10 protein-coding genes and 2 pseudogenes are annotated in these 14,787 nt (G+C 61.1%); 9 read left to right on the top strand and 3 right to left on the bottom strand.

Features of this window, described 5'->3' with window-relative positions; genetic code table 11:
• The coding region (locus E2L05_RS13795; protein ID WP_133343490.1) for a DEAD/DEAH box helicase at nucleotides 1-1,077 on the bottom strand (1,077 nt) is incomplete at its 3' end.
• Here E2L05_RS13795 and E2L05_RS13800 point away from each other — a divergent pair.
• Both E2L05_RS13800 and E2L05_RS13805 read left to right on the top strand, forming a co-directional pair.
• On the top strand, nucleotides 1,064-1,309 hold the full coding sequence (locus tag E2L05_RS13800; protein WP_133343491.1) for a hypothetical protein: 246 nt from the start codon (nucleotides 1,064-1,066) through the stop codon (nucleotides 1,307-1,309). The genes E2L05_RS13795 and E2L05_RS13800 overlap by 14 nt on opposite strands.
• 163 nt (nucleotides 1,310-1,472) lie before the next feature.
• Nucleotides 1,473-2,708: a bifunctional alpha/beta hydrolase/OsmC family protein gene (locus tag E2L05_RS13805; protein WP_133343492.1), complete on the top strand. Its 1,236-nt coding sequence runs from the start codon at nucleotides 1,473-1,475 to the stop codon at nucleotides 2,706-2,708.
• Nucleotides 2,709-2,814: 106 nt separating this feature from the next.
• Here the strand turns inward: E2L05_RS13805 and uvrA are convergent, their stop codons facing one another.
• The gene (uvrA, locus tag E2L05_RS13810; RefSeq protein WP_133343493.1) at nucleotides 2,815-5,697 is read right to left on the bottom strand and encodes an excinuclease ABC subunit UvrA; all 2,883 of its coding nucleotides are present in this window, start codon (nucleotides 5,695-5,697) and stop codon (nucleotides 2,815-2,817) included.
• A 121-nt stretch (nucleotides 5,698-5,818) separates the two neighbouring features.
• Complete coding sequence (locus tag E2L05_RS13815) at nucleotides 5,819-7,477, bottom strand: NAD+ synthase (protein ID WP_133343494.1); 1,659 nt, start codon at nucleotides 7,475-7,477, stop codon at nucleotides 5,819-5,821.
• Between the two features lie 162 nt (nucleotides 7,478-7,639).
• Here E2L05_RS13815 and E2L05_RS13820 point away from each other — a divergent pair, with 162 nt between their 5' ends.
• From E2L05_RS13820 to E2L05_RS13850, 7 genes and pseudogenes are all read left to right on the top strand, one after another.
• Nucleotides 7,640-9,172 (top strand): 2-isopropylmalate synthase, encoded by a 1,533-nt coding sequence (locus tag E2L05_RS13820; protein WP_133343495.1) that lies wholly within the window; start codon nucleotides 7,640-7,642, stop codon nucleotides 9,170-9,172.
• A 28-nt stretch (nucleotides 9,173-9,200) separates the two neighbouring features.
• Nucleotides 9,201-9,884, top strand: a pseudogene (locus E2L05_RS13825) (haloacid dehalogenase type II); the annotation flags it as partial.
• A 93-nt stretch (nucleotides 9,885-9,977) separates the two neighbouring features.
• A pseudogene (locus E2L05_RS13830) lies at nucleotides 9,978-10,739 on the top strand (alpha/beta fold hydrolase); the annotation flags it as partial.
• Nucleotides 10,736-11,728, top strand: a complete 993-nt coding sequence (locus E2L05_RS13835; protein ID WP_133343496.1) for a threonine ammonia-lyase — start codon at nucleotides 10,736-10,738, stop codon at nucleotides 11,726-11,728. The pseudogene E2L05_RS13830 and the gene E2L05_RS13835, both read left to right, overlap by 4 nt.
• Before the next feature lie 276 nt (nucleotides 11,729-12,004).
• Complete coding sequence (locus E2L05_RS13840) at nucleotides 12,005-12,304, top strand: ArsR/SmtB family transcription factor (RefSeq protein WP_133343497.1); 300 nt, start codon at nucleotides 12,005-12,007, stop codon at nucleotides 12,302-12,304.
• Nucleotides 12,305-12,614: 310 nt separating this feature from the next.
• On the top strand, nucleotides 12,615-13,391 hold the full coding sequence (locus E2L05_RS13845; protein WP_165971772.1) for an EAL domain-containing protein: 777 nt from the start codon (nucleotides 12,615-12,617) through the stop codon (nucleotides 13,389-13,391).
• A gap of 141 nt (nucleotides 13,392-13,532) precedes the next feature.
• The gene (locus tag E2L05_RS13850; RefSeq protein ID WP_133343499.1) at nucleotides 13,533-14,708 is read left to right on the top strand and encodes an acetyl-CoA C-acetyltransferase; all 1,176 of its coding nucleotides are present in this window, start codon (nucleotides 13,533-13,535) and stop codon (nucleotides 14,706-14,708) included.
• Nucleotides 14,709-14,787: the final 79 nt, after the last annotated feature.

Raw genomic sequence — 14,787 nt, forward strand, 5'->3', positions numbered from 1 at the left:
AATGTCGCGCAATTCGCCCATCTCGTCGGGGGCACAGAACGCAACCGCCGCGCCATCGGCGCCGGCGCGAGCCGTCCGGCCAATGCGGTGGACATAGTTATCAGGCACATTCGGCAGGTCGTAGTTATAGACGTGGCGCACATCTGGAATGTCGATCCCGCGCGCGGCGACATCCGTGGCAACCAGCACTTTGATGCGCCCTTCGCGGAAGGACACGATGGCGCGCTCGCGCTGGCCCTGGCTGCGATTGCCGTGGATCGCGGCCACGTCGAACCCGTTGCGTTCAAGCTGGCGCGCCAGACGGTCTGCACCATGCTTGGTCCGCACGAATACCAGGGCGCGTTCTTGCTTGTGCTTGCCCATCAGGTTGATGAGCAGCTCGCTTTTGCCCTCTTTGGTGACGAAGTGCACCGACTGGTCGATCTTGTCGGCGGCTTTGCCCGGTGGGTTCACGGCCACGCGCACGGGATCGGTCAGATAGGCCTGCGCCAGTTCTGCCATCTGTTTCGGCATGGTGGCCGAGAACAGCATCGTTTGACGGTCTTTCGCCAGCAGCGGTGCGATTTTGCGCAGCGCGTGGATAAAGCCAAGGTCAAGCATCTGGTCCGCTTCGTCCAGAACGAGAAAGCGGGTTTCGTCAAGGCGCACGGCACGGCGGTCGAGCAGGTCGATCAGGCGGCCGGGCGTGGCCACCAACAGGTCGGTGCCGCGCTCAAGGCGTTTGATCTGCGGATTGATGGACGCGCCGCCAACGACCAGCGCAACCTTGAGGTGCGAGCCGTCCGAGAAATCGCGAAGTGCATCAGAAATCTGCTTTGCCAGCTCCCGCGTGGGCGCCAGAACAAGGCCGCGCACGGTTTTCGGGGCAGGCTTGGTGCCGACCGAAGAGATCATGTGCACCAGCGGCAGACCGAAGGCGGCGGTTTTGCCAGTTCCGGTTTGCGCAAGGCCAAGCACGTCACGGCCGTTCATGGCATGGGGGATCGCCTGCGCCTGAATCGGCGTGGGATCGGTGATTTTGAGTTCGGCCAGTTTGGCCACGAGACGGGGTGCAAGCCCCAGCATGTCGAAATCCATCGTCGGATCGTCCTTCATCAACCGGCAACAGCCGGTAAAAAACGGGCCAACCCGCGCCTTTCAAGCGCCGGGTGTGCCGCAGTGGTTGCGCAAGGCGATAACCGAACGGCCGGATGCCGGGGCGGGTGCCAAAGCGCCTGACCCCTGCGTGACATGGGAACCAGAGAAGATGTCAGGATCGGATCGGCCTTTTGGTGCGCCGAGGGCTGCTCACGCGGCAGCGGATCGTTGACTACTGGCCACATGGCGATTTGCGGGACCAAAGTCAACCCGCGCGCGTGCCTGAGGGCGGCGAAATGCTCCGCTGATGTCACCCTTGCGTGACGCAGGTTTCGGATCCCTTGCCGAAACAGGCCCCGAGAGGCATGTTCAGTGCATCATCCCAGGAGGCATTGATGCCGACACAACGATTCACATTTCCGGGCCATGCTGGCCTGAAGCTGTCTGCGCGGCTTGATCTGCCCGAAGGTCAACACAGGGCGACCGCGTTGTTCGCCCATTGCTTTACTTGCGGCAAGGATATTCCTGCGGCGCGGCGCATCGCGGCACGTCTCGCGTCAGCGGGCATTGCGGTGTTGCGGTTCGACTTCACGGGTCTGGGCCACAGCGAGGGCGAGTTCGAAAACACCACCTTTTCCACCAATGTCAGCGATCTGGTGGCTGCGGCGGCGGCGCTTGCCGAACGGGGAATGGCGCCCGATCTGTTGATTGGCCATTCGCTGGGCGGCGCTGCCGTGTTGGCCGCTGCTGCGCAAGTTCCCTCGGCCCGCGGTGTTGTCACGCTTGGTGCGCCGTTTGATCCGTCCCACGTCACGGAGAATTTCGAGCATGCCCTTGACGAGATCGCGCGCGACGGGAAGACGTCGGTTGATCTTGGCGGACGGCCTGTGTGCATCGGGCAAGAGTTCGTTGCCGATGTCGGGTCGGCGCAGTTGACCGATGCATTGGCGCATCTGAAAAAGGCGCTGTTGGTGATGCATGCGCCCCGTGACGAGATTGTCGGCATCGACAACGCCACCGCAATTTTCACCGCCGCGAAGCACCCGAAAAGCTTTGTGACGCTGGATGAAGCCGACCATCTGATTTCGCGCCCGCGCGATGCGGAATACGCGGCTGAGGTCATCGCAGCATGGTCTGTGCGGTATCTTGACCTGACCCCGCCTGCCCCGCCCCCCGGCATACCAGAGGGCGTTTTGCGCGTGGCCGAAGCGGACCCGGAGGGGTTCCTTCAGGATATCAATTCTGGTGGCAAGCATCACGCTCTTGCAGATGAGCCGCGCGCCTATGGCGGGACCGACCGGGGCATGTCGCCTTATGGCTTTTTGTCCGCCGGGCTGGGCGCATGTACGTCGATGACGATCCGGATGTACGCCCGGCGCAAGAGGTGGCCGCTTGAGTCTGTGTCGGTGGATATCACGCACAACAAAGTTCACGCGCAAGACGCAGACACGGCCGTCAGCCCGCGCATCGACAGTTTCACGCGGGTGATCCGGCTAAAGGGCGCGCTGAGCACGGATCAGCGGTTGCGGCTTCTTGAAATCGCGGACAAGTGCCCTGTGCACCGCACGCTGGAGGCCGGTGCGAAGGTGGTGACCCAGCTTGCCGATGACCCGGTGACTACAACCGCCTAGGCCGGTCGTCAGTCGATGATTAAGGCGCAACAATAGTCTGATACGCGGCGCGGTGATCTGGTCTCGCGCCGCTTGTGCATTGATGGACCCGCCGGGTGTTGCCGGGTTACTCAGCCGCCACGCGCCGCGCCGCAAGCATCGGCTTGAGATAATGACCGGTGTGGCTTTGTTCGACCTCGGCCACCGTTTCAGGCGTGCCTGTCGCCACCACGGTGCCGCCGCCGTCGCCGCCTTCGGGGCCAATATCTATCAGCCAATCGGCAGTTTTGATCACATCGAGATTGTGCTCGATGACAACGACCGAATTCCCCTGCTCCACCAATTCGTGAAGCACTTCGAGTAACTTGCGCACGTCTTCGAAATGCAGGCCGGTTGTCGGCTCGTCCAGAATATACAGCGTGCGGCCCGTTGCGCGCTTGGACAGTTCTTTGGACAGTTTCACGCGTTGCGCTTCGCCGCCCGACAAAGTCGTCGCCTGTTGGCCAACCTTGATATAGCCCAGCCCGACCCGCACCAGTGCATCCATCTTTTCACGGATCGACGGCACAGCCTGAAAGAAGCTTTGCGCATCTTCGACGGTCATATCCAGCACATCGGCGATGGATTTGCCTTTGAACCGCACTTCAAGGGTTTCGCGATTGTACCGGGCGCCCTTGCACGTTTCACATTCCACATACACGTCGGGCAGAAAGTGCATTTCGATCTTGATAACGCCATCGCCCTGACACGCCTCGCAGCGGCCACCCTTGACGTTGAAGCTGAACCGCCCCGGTTTATACCCGCGCGCCTTGGCCTCGGGCAGACCGGCGAACCAGTCGCGAATCGGCGTAAACGCCCCGGTATAGGTGGCGGGGTTCGACCGGGGCGTGCGCCCAATGGGCCGCTGGTCGATGTCGATGACCTTATCCAGATGCTCCAGCCCCTTGATCGTCTCGCACGGCGCTGGCGTCTGCCGCGCCCCGTTGAGCCGCATGGAGGCCGTCTTGAACAGCGTTTCAATGGTCAGCGTGGATTTTCCGCCCCCTGACACGCCCGTTACGCAGACAAACTTGCCCAGCGGAAAGTCGACCGTCACATTCTTGAGGTTGTTGCCCGTCGCGCCCTTCACGGTGATCTTCTTGGCCTTGCCTTTGCCCTTGCGCCGGATGGCGGGCACCGGAATTTCGCGTGTTCCTGCAAGGTATTGGCCCGTGACGGATGCCTCGTTGGCGATGATTTCGGCAGGCGTGCCCTTGGCGACGACCTGCCCACCATGCACCCCTGCACCGGGGCCGATGTCAAAGACGTAATCCGCCTCGCGAATGGCTTCTTCGTCGTGCTCAACGACAATCACCGTATTGCCTTGATCGCGCAGGTTCTTGAGCGTTGTAAGAAGACGGTCATTGTCGCGCTGGTGCAAACCGATGGATGGCTCGTCGAGCACATAAAGCACCCCGGTCAACCCGCTGCCGATCTGACTGGCAAGGCGGATGCGCTGGGATTCCCCGCCCGACAGCGTGCCGGCGTTGCGCGACAGCGTCAGGTATTCAAGCCCGACATTGTTCAGAAACCCAAGCCGTTCACGGATTTCCTTGAGGATCGCACGCGCGATTTCGTTCTTTTGCACACTCAGCGATGCAGGCACGCTTTCGCACCAATCAAACGCTTGTCGGATCGACATTTCGACCACCTGCCCCACATGCAGGCCGGCGATTTTCACGGCCAGCGCTTCGGGGCGCAGGCGGTAGCCTTCGCAGGTGCCGCAAGAGCGGTTGTTCTGATAGCGTTCGAATTCTTCGCGGACCCAGTTGCTGTCAGTTTCGCGATAGCGCCGTTGCATGTTGGGGATCACGCCTTCGAACACACGGCTGACCTGATAGACCCGCCCGGCTTCGTCATAGCGGAAGGTGATCTCTTCGTCGCCGGACCCATGCAGGAACACTTGTTGCACATGGGCGGGCAACTTGCCCCACGGCGTGCGGCTGTTGAATTCATAGTGCTTGGCGATGGCTTCGATGGTTTGCAGGAAATACGGTGACTTCCCCTTGCGCCAAGGGGCCAGCGCCCCGTTTTCAAGGGTGAGCGCACTATCAGGGACGACCAGCTTTTCGTCGAAGAACAGCTCAACGCCAAGCCCGCCGCAATCCGGGCAGGCCCCAAACGGCGCGTTGAAGGAAAACAGGCGCGGTTCGATTTCGGGAATCGTGAACCCCGACACGGGACAGGCGAAGTTTTCTGAAAATGTCAGGCGCTCTGGCTCTGGGGCCTCTTCACCGTCTGCGGCACGGGGGGCAGTTTCCAGAACTGCGATACCGTCGGCCAGATCAAGCGCGGTGCGGAAACTGTCGGCCAGCCGCGTTTCCAGCCCATCGCGAACGATGATGCGGTCCACGACGACGTCGATGTCATGGCGGAACTTCTTGTCGAGCTTGGGCGGCTCGTCCAGATCGTAGAATTCGCCATCCACCTTGACGCGCTGAAACCCCTGCTTGCGGAGTTCCAGAAATTCCTTGCGGTATTCGCCCTTTCGGTCGCGGATGATGGGGGCGAGCAGAAAGCCGCGTGTCCCCTCCTCCAACGCCATGACGCGGTCCACCATGTCCTGAACCTGCTGCGCCTCGATGGGCTCGCCGGTGGCGGGGCTGTAGGGCGTCCCTGCCCGCGCAAACAACAGGCGCATGTAGTCGTAGATTTCGGTGACCGTGCCCACTGTTGAGCGGGGGTTCTTGCTGGTGGTCTTTTGTTCGATGGAAATCGCCGGGGACAGGCCGCTGATATGGTCCACATCGGGTTTTTGCATCATGTCGAGAAACTGCCGCGCATAGGCAGACAGCGATTCCACATAGCGGCGCTGCCCCTCGGCATAAATCGTGTCGAAGGCGAGGCTGGATTTGCCCGACCCGGACAGGCCGGTGATCACCACAAGCTGATCGCGCGGAATATCCACATCGATGCTCTTGAGATTGTGCTCGCGCGCGCCGCGCACTTCGATGTTCTTAAGTTCAGCCATGGTGCGAGTCCCTTCCGGTCAGACGCAAAGGTAGCGGTGCTGGCCGCGCTCTCCAACCAAAAAATGCGAACAAAAAGTGAACGCCCGCATTCAAGTTCATATTTCGGGCGTATCATAGTGCTTAGCTGGTGTCTCGCCACCGGTTTGCGATGGGGTACCGCCGATCCAGCCAGAACGACCGCTTTGACAACCGGGCACCCGGAGCGGCCTGATAGCGTTTGTATTCGCTGATATACACAAGGTGTTCGATCCGCTTCACCGTCTCGCGATCAATCCCCGTCGCAACCACATCGGCGACAGACGCGTCTTCGTCCACCAGCATCGTCAGAATGCGGTCAAGCACCGGATAGGGCGGCAGGCTGTCTTCGTCTTTCTGGTCTTCGCGCAATTCCGCGGTGGGGGGTTTCGTGATGATCTGCGGGGGAATAACCTCGCCCGCAGGCCCCTTCATCCAGTCACGGTGGTTTTCATTGCGCCAGCGGCAGATGTCGAACACGCGGGTCTTGTAGAGATCCTTGATCGGATTGTAGCCCCCCGCCATATCGCCATAAATTGTCGAATAGCCGACCGCGACTTCGGATTTGTTGCCCGTGGTCAGCAGCATCTCGCCGAACTTGTTGGACAGCGCCATCAGCAGCACACCGCGCAGGCGGCTTTGCATGTTTTCTTCGGTCAGGTCCGGCGCGCGCCCTTCGAACAGCGGCGCAAGCGTGGCGCTGACCGCATCAACCGGGCCGCTGATCGGCAAGCTGTCGAGCCGCGTGCCAACCCGCCCGGCAAGATCGGCCGCATCGTCAAGCGACGGCTGAGACGTGTATTTCGACGGCAGCATGACACAGCGCACGTTTTCCGGCCCCAGCGCATCCGCAGCGATGACCGCCACGATTGCACTGTCGACGCCGCCGGACAGGCCAAGAACCACTTTGGAAAACCCGGTCTTCGCCAGATAGTCGCGCAGGCCAAGCTGCATCGCGTGGTAATCCTGCTCCAATGACGACGGCCGCGGCGAAACCGGGCCATCCACGATGCGCCACCCTTCTGTTCCCTGCTCCAGATCCACATGGGTCACGTCCGGTATGAAATCAGCACATTGAAACGCCAGTTTTCCGCCGGGGTTCAACCCGAAGCTGCCACCGTCAAAGACCTGATCATCCTGCCCGCCAATCATGTTCAGATACAGCAGCGGCAGGCCGGTTTCGACAACACGGGCCACCATATGCGACAAGCGTTCATCGTGCTTGTCCCTGTGATAGGGCGATCCGTTCGGCACCAGCAAAATCTCTGCCCCGGATTCGGCCTGCGCTTCGGCGACATCCCCGCTCCAGGCGTCTTCGCAAATCGGCATCCCGATACGCAGCGGCCCAATCCGCACCGGCCCGTTGATCGGCCCTTCGGAATACAGACGCACTTCGTCGAACACATCCGTGTTCGGCAGCTTGTGCTTCAGCACGCGGGCCACGACCCGGCCGCTCTCGCAGATGTGATAGGCGTTATACAGCTTGCCATCCTGATACAGCGGGCCACCGATCGCCAGCGCCGGGCCGTCTGCACAGTCGGCCGCAAGCGCCTCTATCCGGGCCATGGCATCCGTGACAAAGGCGTGTTTGCGCACAAGGTCCTGAATTTGATACCCCGTGATGAACATTTCGGGCAGCGCAACAAGCCCCGCTCCGGCCAAGCGCCCTTGGTTCCAAGCGTCTTTTGCCTGCGCCGCATTGGCGGCAAGGTCCCCGACAGCAGGGTTGAGTTGCGCCAGCGTGATGCGGAAGGTGTCGGCCATCTGCGATACTCCTTTGCGGGCTATTTAAGCCGCTCGCGCAGGATGTGAAACCCGCCAAACGCCGCCGACTGTGCGTCTTGTCAAAGGCTGGATTGTTGCCCCTTTCGCAGCGATGATCTAGCACAGGGGGGAACAGGTGGATCACCACGGGGACTTGCGGGCATGGCGGCGGCACAACGACACGGGAAATTGGCGATACTTGCAACAGCTCTTGTGCTGACAAGCTGGGCTGCACACGCGCAGGACAGCGCCCAGATCGTCACGCAACAATATGCCAATGGCGGCGTTTTCGAAGGCACCATGAAAGATGGCAAACCCAATGGACAGGGCCGGTACATTCTGCCGGGTGGGTACGTCTATGAGGGCGACTGGCTGGACGGTGCCCGAACCGGCCAAGGGCGCGCCACATTCGTAGATGGGGCCACCTATGAGGGCGGGTTTCTGGAAGGCCAGCCGCATGGGCGGGGGCAGATTTCCCTGCTGGACGGGTCTGTCATCATTGGCGACTGGCAAAACGGTGCGCTGCATGGCGATGCCACGGCCACGTATGCCGATGGGTCGGTCTATCAGGGGCAGTTTGTCGAGAATCAGCGCGAAGGGCCCGGCGTGTGGACGCGGCCAGAGGGGTATGTCTATGACGGCGGCTGGCAGGCGGGTCTGCGCAGCGGCACAGCAGAGATCACCTATCCCGACGGGGCGCGCTATGTCGGGGACATGCGCAGCGACAAGCGCAACGGCAACGGCAGGCTGACCATTCCCGATGGGTTCACCTATGACGGGGCGTGGGTCGATGACCAGATGAGCGGCTTTGGCCGGGTCACGTATGTCAACGGCGATGTCTATGAAGGCGTGCTGGTTCAAGGACGCCGCGAAGGCAACGGCAAGATGACCTATGCCAATAGTGACGTGTACGAGGGCGCATTCTCGGCCGATCAGCGCAATGGCATCGGCACCTTTCGCGGCACGGACGGCTATCTTTACGTCGGCGATTGGCTGGACGGCCAGCACAATGGCGAAGGGCGGCTGATTTACCCGGACGGGTCCATCTATGAAGGCACCTTTGCCTGGAACCTTCCCGACGGCGAAGGGCGCATCACCTATCCCGATGGTGACAGCTATACCGGCACATGGCTGAAAGGCGTCATCGACGGGCGCGGCGTGAGCCGACGGGCCAATGGCGTCGTCTATGAAGGCGAATTTTCCGGTGGCCAGCAGCATGGTTCCGGAGTTCTGACAGCGCCGGATGGGTATAGGTATGACGGCGAGTGGGACAATGGTGTGCGCAGTGGTTCCGGCCGCGCCGTCTATGCGGACGGAACGACCTATGAGGGCGGGTTCCGCAATGACCTGTTCCACGGCTCCGGTACGATGACCACACCGGGCGGCATGACCTATAGCGGTGACTGGCTCGACGGTGCGATCACCGGCGAGGGCCGGGCCGACTATGCCACTGGCGATGTGTACGAGGGCGGATTTGTCGGCGGCAAGCGCGAAGGCACGGGCACACTGACCTACACCACCGGCGAGGTACTTTCGGGCACATGGCGCAACGGTGTTCTGGTAGAAAGCAACGCCCCGGCCGTGCCCGATGCCACGGCAGCAGAAGGTGCAGAAGCCGAGCCAGACGCCCCTGCTCTGCCCGAGCCCACAACACCTGTTCCGCCGCCTGCGGCCCCAAACCCGGACGCGCAATAGCGCATCCACTCTATTTGAAGGACAGTTTATGACCCTGCGCGCCGCCGTGTTCGATGCCTATGGCACCCTGTTCGACGTTGCGGCGGCGGCCCGCCGCGCTGCTGCCGAACCTGAATTCAAGGCTCTGGCAGAAACCTGGCCAAAGCTGGCCGCAGACTGGCGCGCCAAGCAGCTGGAATACACATGGCTCCGCGCCGTGTCGGAGACGCACACGGACTTCCGGCAAGTCACCGAGGATGGTCTGGATTGGGCGCTTGAGGCACAGGGGCTGGACGGCGATCCAGCGCTCAAGGCCCGGCTGATGGCCTTGTACATGGAACTTGATGCTTATCCTGAAGTGCCCGAAATGCTGCGGACACTGAAAACTCAGGGCCTCAAGGTCGCCATCTTGTCAAATGGCAGCCCCGGCATGTTGCAGGCCGCCATTGCATCGGCCGGCCTGCAGGATCTGATCGGCACGGTTCTGTCGGTGGAAGATGTGGGCATCTTCAAGCCGTCCGCCAAAGTTTATGATCTGGTGGAGCAAAAGCTGGGCGTTGCCCGTGATCAGGTGCTGTTCGTCTCCTCTAACGGGTGGGACGCCGGGTGCGCAGCGGGCTATGGCTTTGAAGCGCTCTGGGTGAACCGCGCCGGCGCACCGGTGGACAGGCTGACAGCTCGCCCCGGCACGATCGCATCGGATTTGACCGGCGTGCCCGATGTCATTGCGGCCCATCCCGCCCCCATCGACCCGCCGCAGTATTTCACAGCCTCGGACGGGCTTGAACTGGCGTACCGAGACGAAGGAACCGGCCCCGCCTTGCTCTGCCTGTGCGGCCTGACGCGAAACATGGCCGATTTTGACTTCGTGGCGCGCGATTTCGCAGATCAGGCGCGCATTATCCGGCTGGACACGCGCGGGCGCGGCGCTTCGGCATATGACCCGGATTATCGAAACTACTCCCTCGCCCGCGAGGCGCAGGATGCGTTGGATCTACTGGATCATCTGGGGCTGGATCAGGCTGCCATTCTGGGTACATCGCGTGGCGGGCTGATCGCAATGTCACTGGCCGCCACGCACCGGGACCGCCTCTCAGGCGTCTGTTTGAACGATATTGGACCGGAAATCGACGGATCCGGGTTGGGCCATATCTTTACGTATCTGGGCGTGGCACCCCGGCAGCGCACACTGGATGACGGCGCCGCGGCGCTGAAAGCCGCGTCCGAGCCGCGCTTTCCCGGCGTCCCGCTGGATCGGTGGCGGCTCCATGCAGAGCGGATATGGAGACAGACCCCGAATGGCCTTGCCCTGCGGTACGACTGGCGCTTGCGCAATGCTGTGCTGGAGCAATCGGCCACTGGCGCGGTAGTCGATCTTTGGCCCCTTTTTGATGCGTTTGCAGGACTGCCGCTGGCCTTGATCCGGGGGGCGAACTCCGACCTGCTCAGCACAGAAACAACCGCAAAGATGCAAGAGAGGCGGCCCGACATGATCGTTGCCGAAGTGCCGGATCGCGGCCATGTGCCATTCCTGGACGAACCCGAAGCACAAACTGCGATTTCACAATTCCTTGCCGCATTGAAATGACGACACTTTTACAAACCGCGCCCAGTATTGCGATGATTGATGCCGCTGCCGTGCGTGTCGCGGGGCATGTGCGCCGAACACCATTGCTGCGCACGCCGGCCCTTGATGCGCTTGCGGGACGGCCGGTTCTGATCAAGGCCGAATGCCTGCAGCATACCGGATCATTCAAGTATCGCGGGGCGAAGTCGGCCATAACGGCCCTGTGCGAAGCCGGGGATGTGACGGGGGTCGTTGCCTGCTCGTCGGGCAATCATGGTCAGGGCATCGCGCGCGCCGCCGCCGAAGCGCAGCTGGATGCAGTCATCGTGCTGCCCGCCGATGCGCCCGCCGCCAAGATCGCCGCGATCCGCGCGTATGGGGCCGAAATCGTGACTTATGATCGCCAGACCGGGGACCGTGACGCACTTGCAGCGCAGATTTGCGCAGACCGGGGATTCCCACTGGTTTTGCCGTTTGACGACCCGTTTGTGATCGCAGGGCAAGCTGGCGTTGGGTTGGAATTGGTCAAACAAACCGCCGAGATCGGTGTCGGCAACGCCGATGTGTTGGTGTGTTGCGGCGGTGGCGGGCTGAGCACCGGAATTGCACTGGCGCTGGAACGCGGCGCGCCCGGCCTACGGGTTCGCACCGTCGAGCCAACGGGTTTCGACGATACGGCCCGCGCGCTCAGCGGCAATCCAGGCCCAAATGCCCCCGGCGCAAAATCAATCTGCGACGCCATCCTGACCCCTGCCCCCGGCAAGCTCTCGCTGCCGGTGCTGTCGCGACTGGCCGGAAGCGGACTGACCGTGACCGATGCCGAAACCTTGCGGGCAATGGCACTGGCCTTTGCGCATTTGCGCATTGTGCTGGAACCGGGCGGCGCTGTTGCGTTGGCCGCCGCGCTTTCAGGTCAACTTGTCGGTACCGGCCCTGTGATCGCCGTGGCAACTGGCGGAAACGTAGACCCGGGAATTTTCCGCAAGGCCTTGGATTGCCTTGATGATTGACGCTGCGCCGCAGCAAATCCCTGCAACGATACCACACCACAGACGTCAAATCGGGACTGCATTGTAATTCAGTCTATAAACGACTAGATTGCACAAAGGATTTTCTGTGCGCGATACCCCGTCTGCTCCTTCTGTTAGCCGTTACGATGAAGACCACACTGCGACGCAGAAAAAATCGTTTTCGGGTACCGCGCGACAGCTTAGAGAGTACCGACTTTGGAAATAAGTGCACCGCAAACAGACATCACAGACTCGAGCGAAGCGCTTGCGTCCAACATGCAACGACAGTCTGAAAAGGCCGCGTCGTTCTTGAAAGCTTTGGCCCATGAGGGTCGGCTATTGATACTCTGCCACCTCAGCACTGGTGAAAAATCTGTTTCGGAACTGGAGCAGTTTTTGTCGCAACGGCAGGCTGCCGTCAGTCAACAACTTGCTCGCCTTCGCATGGAAGGGCTGGTCAAGTCGCGCCGCGACGGCAAGGTCATCTATTATTCTATCAGTGACCCACGGGCCGCCCGGACCATTGGGTTGATGTACGAAATGTTCTGCGCCGAGACCGCAAACCCCGTGTCTTAGGACGGACCACCGCTGGTTCAGTCCGCCTGCGCCATCAGATAAATACTGTAAAAAGACCGGCGCGCACGACGCGCTGTTGTCGTTCGATCACTTCCCCCCGCGCCAATCTGCATATCGCCAAACGAGCGTTTTCCAAGCCTTTCATCTAAATGCAGAACACCAATGTGGCGTGGCATTTACATGGAAATGGCCGACCCGTGACCGTTCAACCACGCACGAAGCATTTATCCGGAACAATTTAAGAACATTTAGCCATGCTTTAAGATTCGGCGGTCAGGGTCATCTCATGCCTTCCAACCCGGAGCGTCCCATGCGCGCACAAACCACCCCGTCCCACTTGCCAGAACTTGAGATTGCAAAGGCGCTGTCGGAGCGACGTGTTTTGCTCGCTTTTCAGCCGATTGTCGGCGCTGGCGATCGCGTTGCGTTCCATGAAGCACTGCTGCGCCTGCGTTTGCCTTGTGGGCAACTGCTTGCACCGGGGCAATTTCTGTTGGGACTGCGGAACCCGACTCTCCGCCGGGCGCTGGACATTCGGGCGCTGTCATTGGGCATTGCCGAGTTGAACGCACATCCCGGCTTGCGTCTGTCGGTGAATGTTGATCCCGACTCACTTCACAACCCTGTGTTTCATCGCGAATTGGACATGCAGTTGCGCACGGCCCCTGAGACGGCAGAACGCTTGATCCTTGAACTGACCGAACGCGCCCCCTTGCCGCCCCTGCCGGTCTTCGCACGCCGACGAGACCGCTGGCGCGAGATGGGTCTCAGTCTTGCCCTTGATGATTTTGGCGCAGGCTGCACGTCGTTTCGCCATCTGCGGGACTGGCGGTTCGATATTCTGAAAATTGATGGCAGCTTTTCCCGCAACGTGCACAGCGACCCCGACAATCAGGCCTTGATGCGGGCACTTTGCGGGCTCGCGCAGCATTTTGAGGCATACACCGTGGCCGAGGCCGTAGAAACCGCTGCAGAGGCGCGTTGGCTCACCGCCTGCGGACTCGACGCCTGTCAGGGCTATCATCTTGGTCGTCCGACCGTTGACCCCGCGTGGCGGCCCAGTGAACCGGCCATAGCAAGCGGTTAATCATGCGGCACCGTGTCCCTCTTGGTTAATGGGACACCCTGTCTGTTGCTCCGACGCTCTGCACCGCCTATTCCTTCTGCCGAAGGGGTATGCGGTTTAACTGCGCAACCCCTGCCATGATCACAATGGGAAGGATCAACAATGACGGACGTAGTTATCGCATCGGCAGGACGGACTGCAGTTGGCAGTTTTCTAGGCTCTTTCGCCAACACGCCGGCACATGATCTGGGTGCTGCGGTACTTGAAGGCGTTGTTGCCCGCGCTGGGATCGACAAGTCCGAAGTTTCAGAGACAATTCTCGGTCAGGTTCTGACAGCCGCACAAGGCCAGAACCCAGCCCGTCAGGCGCATATCAACGCCGGCCTGCCACAAGAAGGCGCAGCTTGGGGCATTAACCAGGTTTGCGGCTCCGGTTTGCGCGCCGTTGCACTTGGCGCTCAGCACATCATGTTGGGTGACGCGTCCATCGTTTGTGCGGGCGGCCAGGAAAACATGTCAATCAGCACCCATGCAGCTGCCCTGCGCGCAGGCCAGAAAATGGGCGACATGAAATACGTCGACACGATGATCAAAGATGGTCTTTGGGACGCGTTCAACCAGTACCACATGGGGCAAACTGCCGAAAACGTTGCTGCAAAATGGCAGATTACCCGTGAAATGCAGGATGAATTTGCAGCCGCAAGCCAGAACAAGGCCGAAGCAGCCCAAAAGGCCGGCAAATTCGATGACGAGATCATCCCCTTCACAATCAAGACCCGCAAGGGCGAGATCGTGATGGACAAGGACGAGTACATCCGTCACGGCGCGTCGGTCGAAGGCATGGCCAAATTGCGCCCCGCTTTCATCAAGGACGGCACAGTGACAGCCGGCAACGCATCGGGCCTGAATGACGGCGCGGCGGCAACGTTGCTGATGCATGCCGACGACGCGGCCAAGCGCGGGATCGAACCACTTGCGCGCATCGTCTCCTACGCGACCGCTGGTCTCGACCCGTCGATCATGGGTGCAGGCCCGATCTATGCGTCGCGCAAGGCGCTGGACAAAGCCGGTTGGACGATTGCGGATCTGGACCTTGTGGAAGCGAACGAAGCCTTTGCTGCGCAAGCCTGCGCCGTGAACAAGGAAATGGGTTGGGATCCGGAAATCGTGAACGTGAACGGCGGCGCTATCGCCATCGGTCACCCGATCGGCGCATCCGGCTGCCGTGTTCTGAATACACTTCTGTTCGAAATGAAGCGTCGCGGTGCCAAGAAAGGTCTCGCCACTCTGTGCATCGGTGGCGGCATGGGCGTTGCCCTGTGCGTCGAGCGCGACTGATTTGCGAAGGGCGGGTCAGTCTTGCACTGATCCGCCCCAACGGCGGCCTCTATAAGCCGCCACCACACGGTCAGGACTC

This window comes from Meridianimarinicoccus aquatilis (assembly GCF_004358675.1).
In the GTDB taxonomy this organism is placed as follows: domain Bacteria; phylum Pseudomonadota; class Alphaproteobacteria; order Rhodobacterales; family Rhodobacteraceae; genus Meridianimarinicoccus; species Meridianimarinicoccus aquatilis.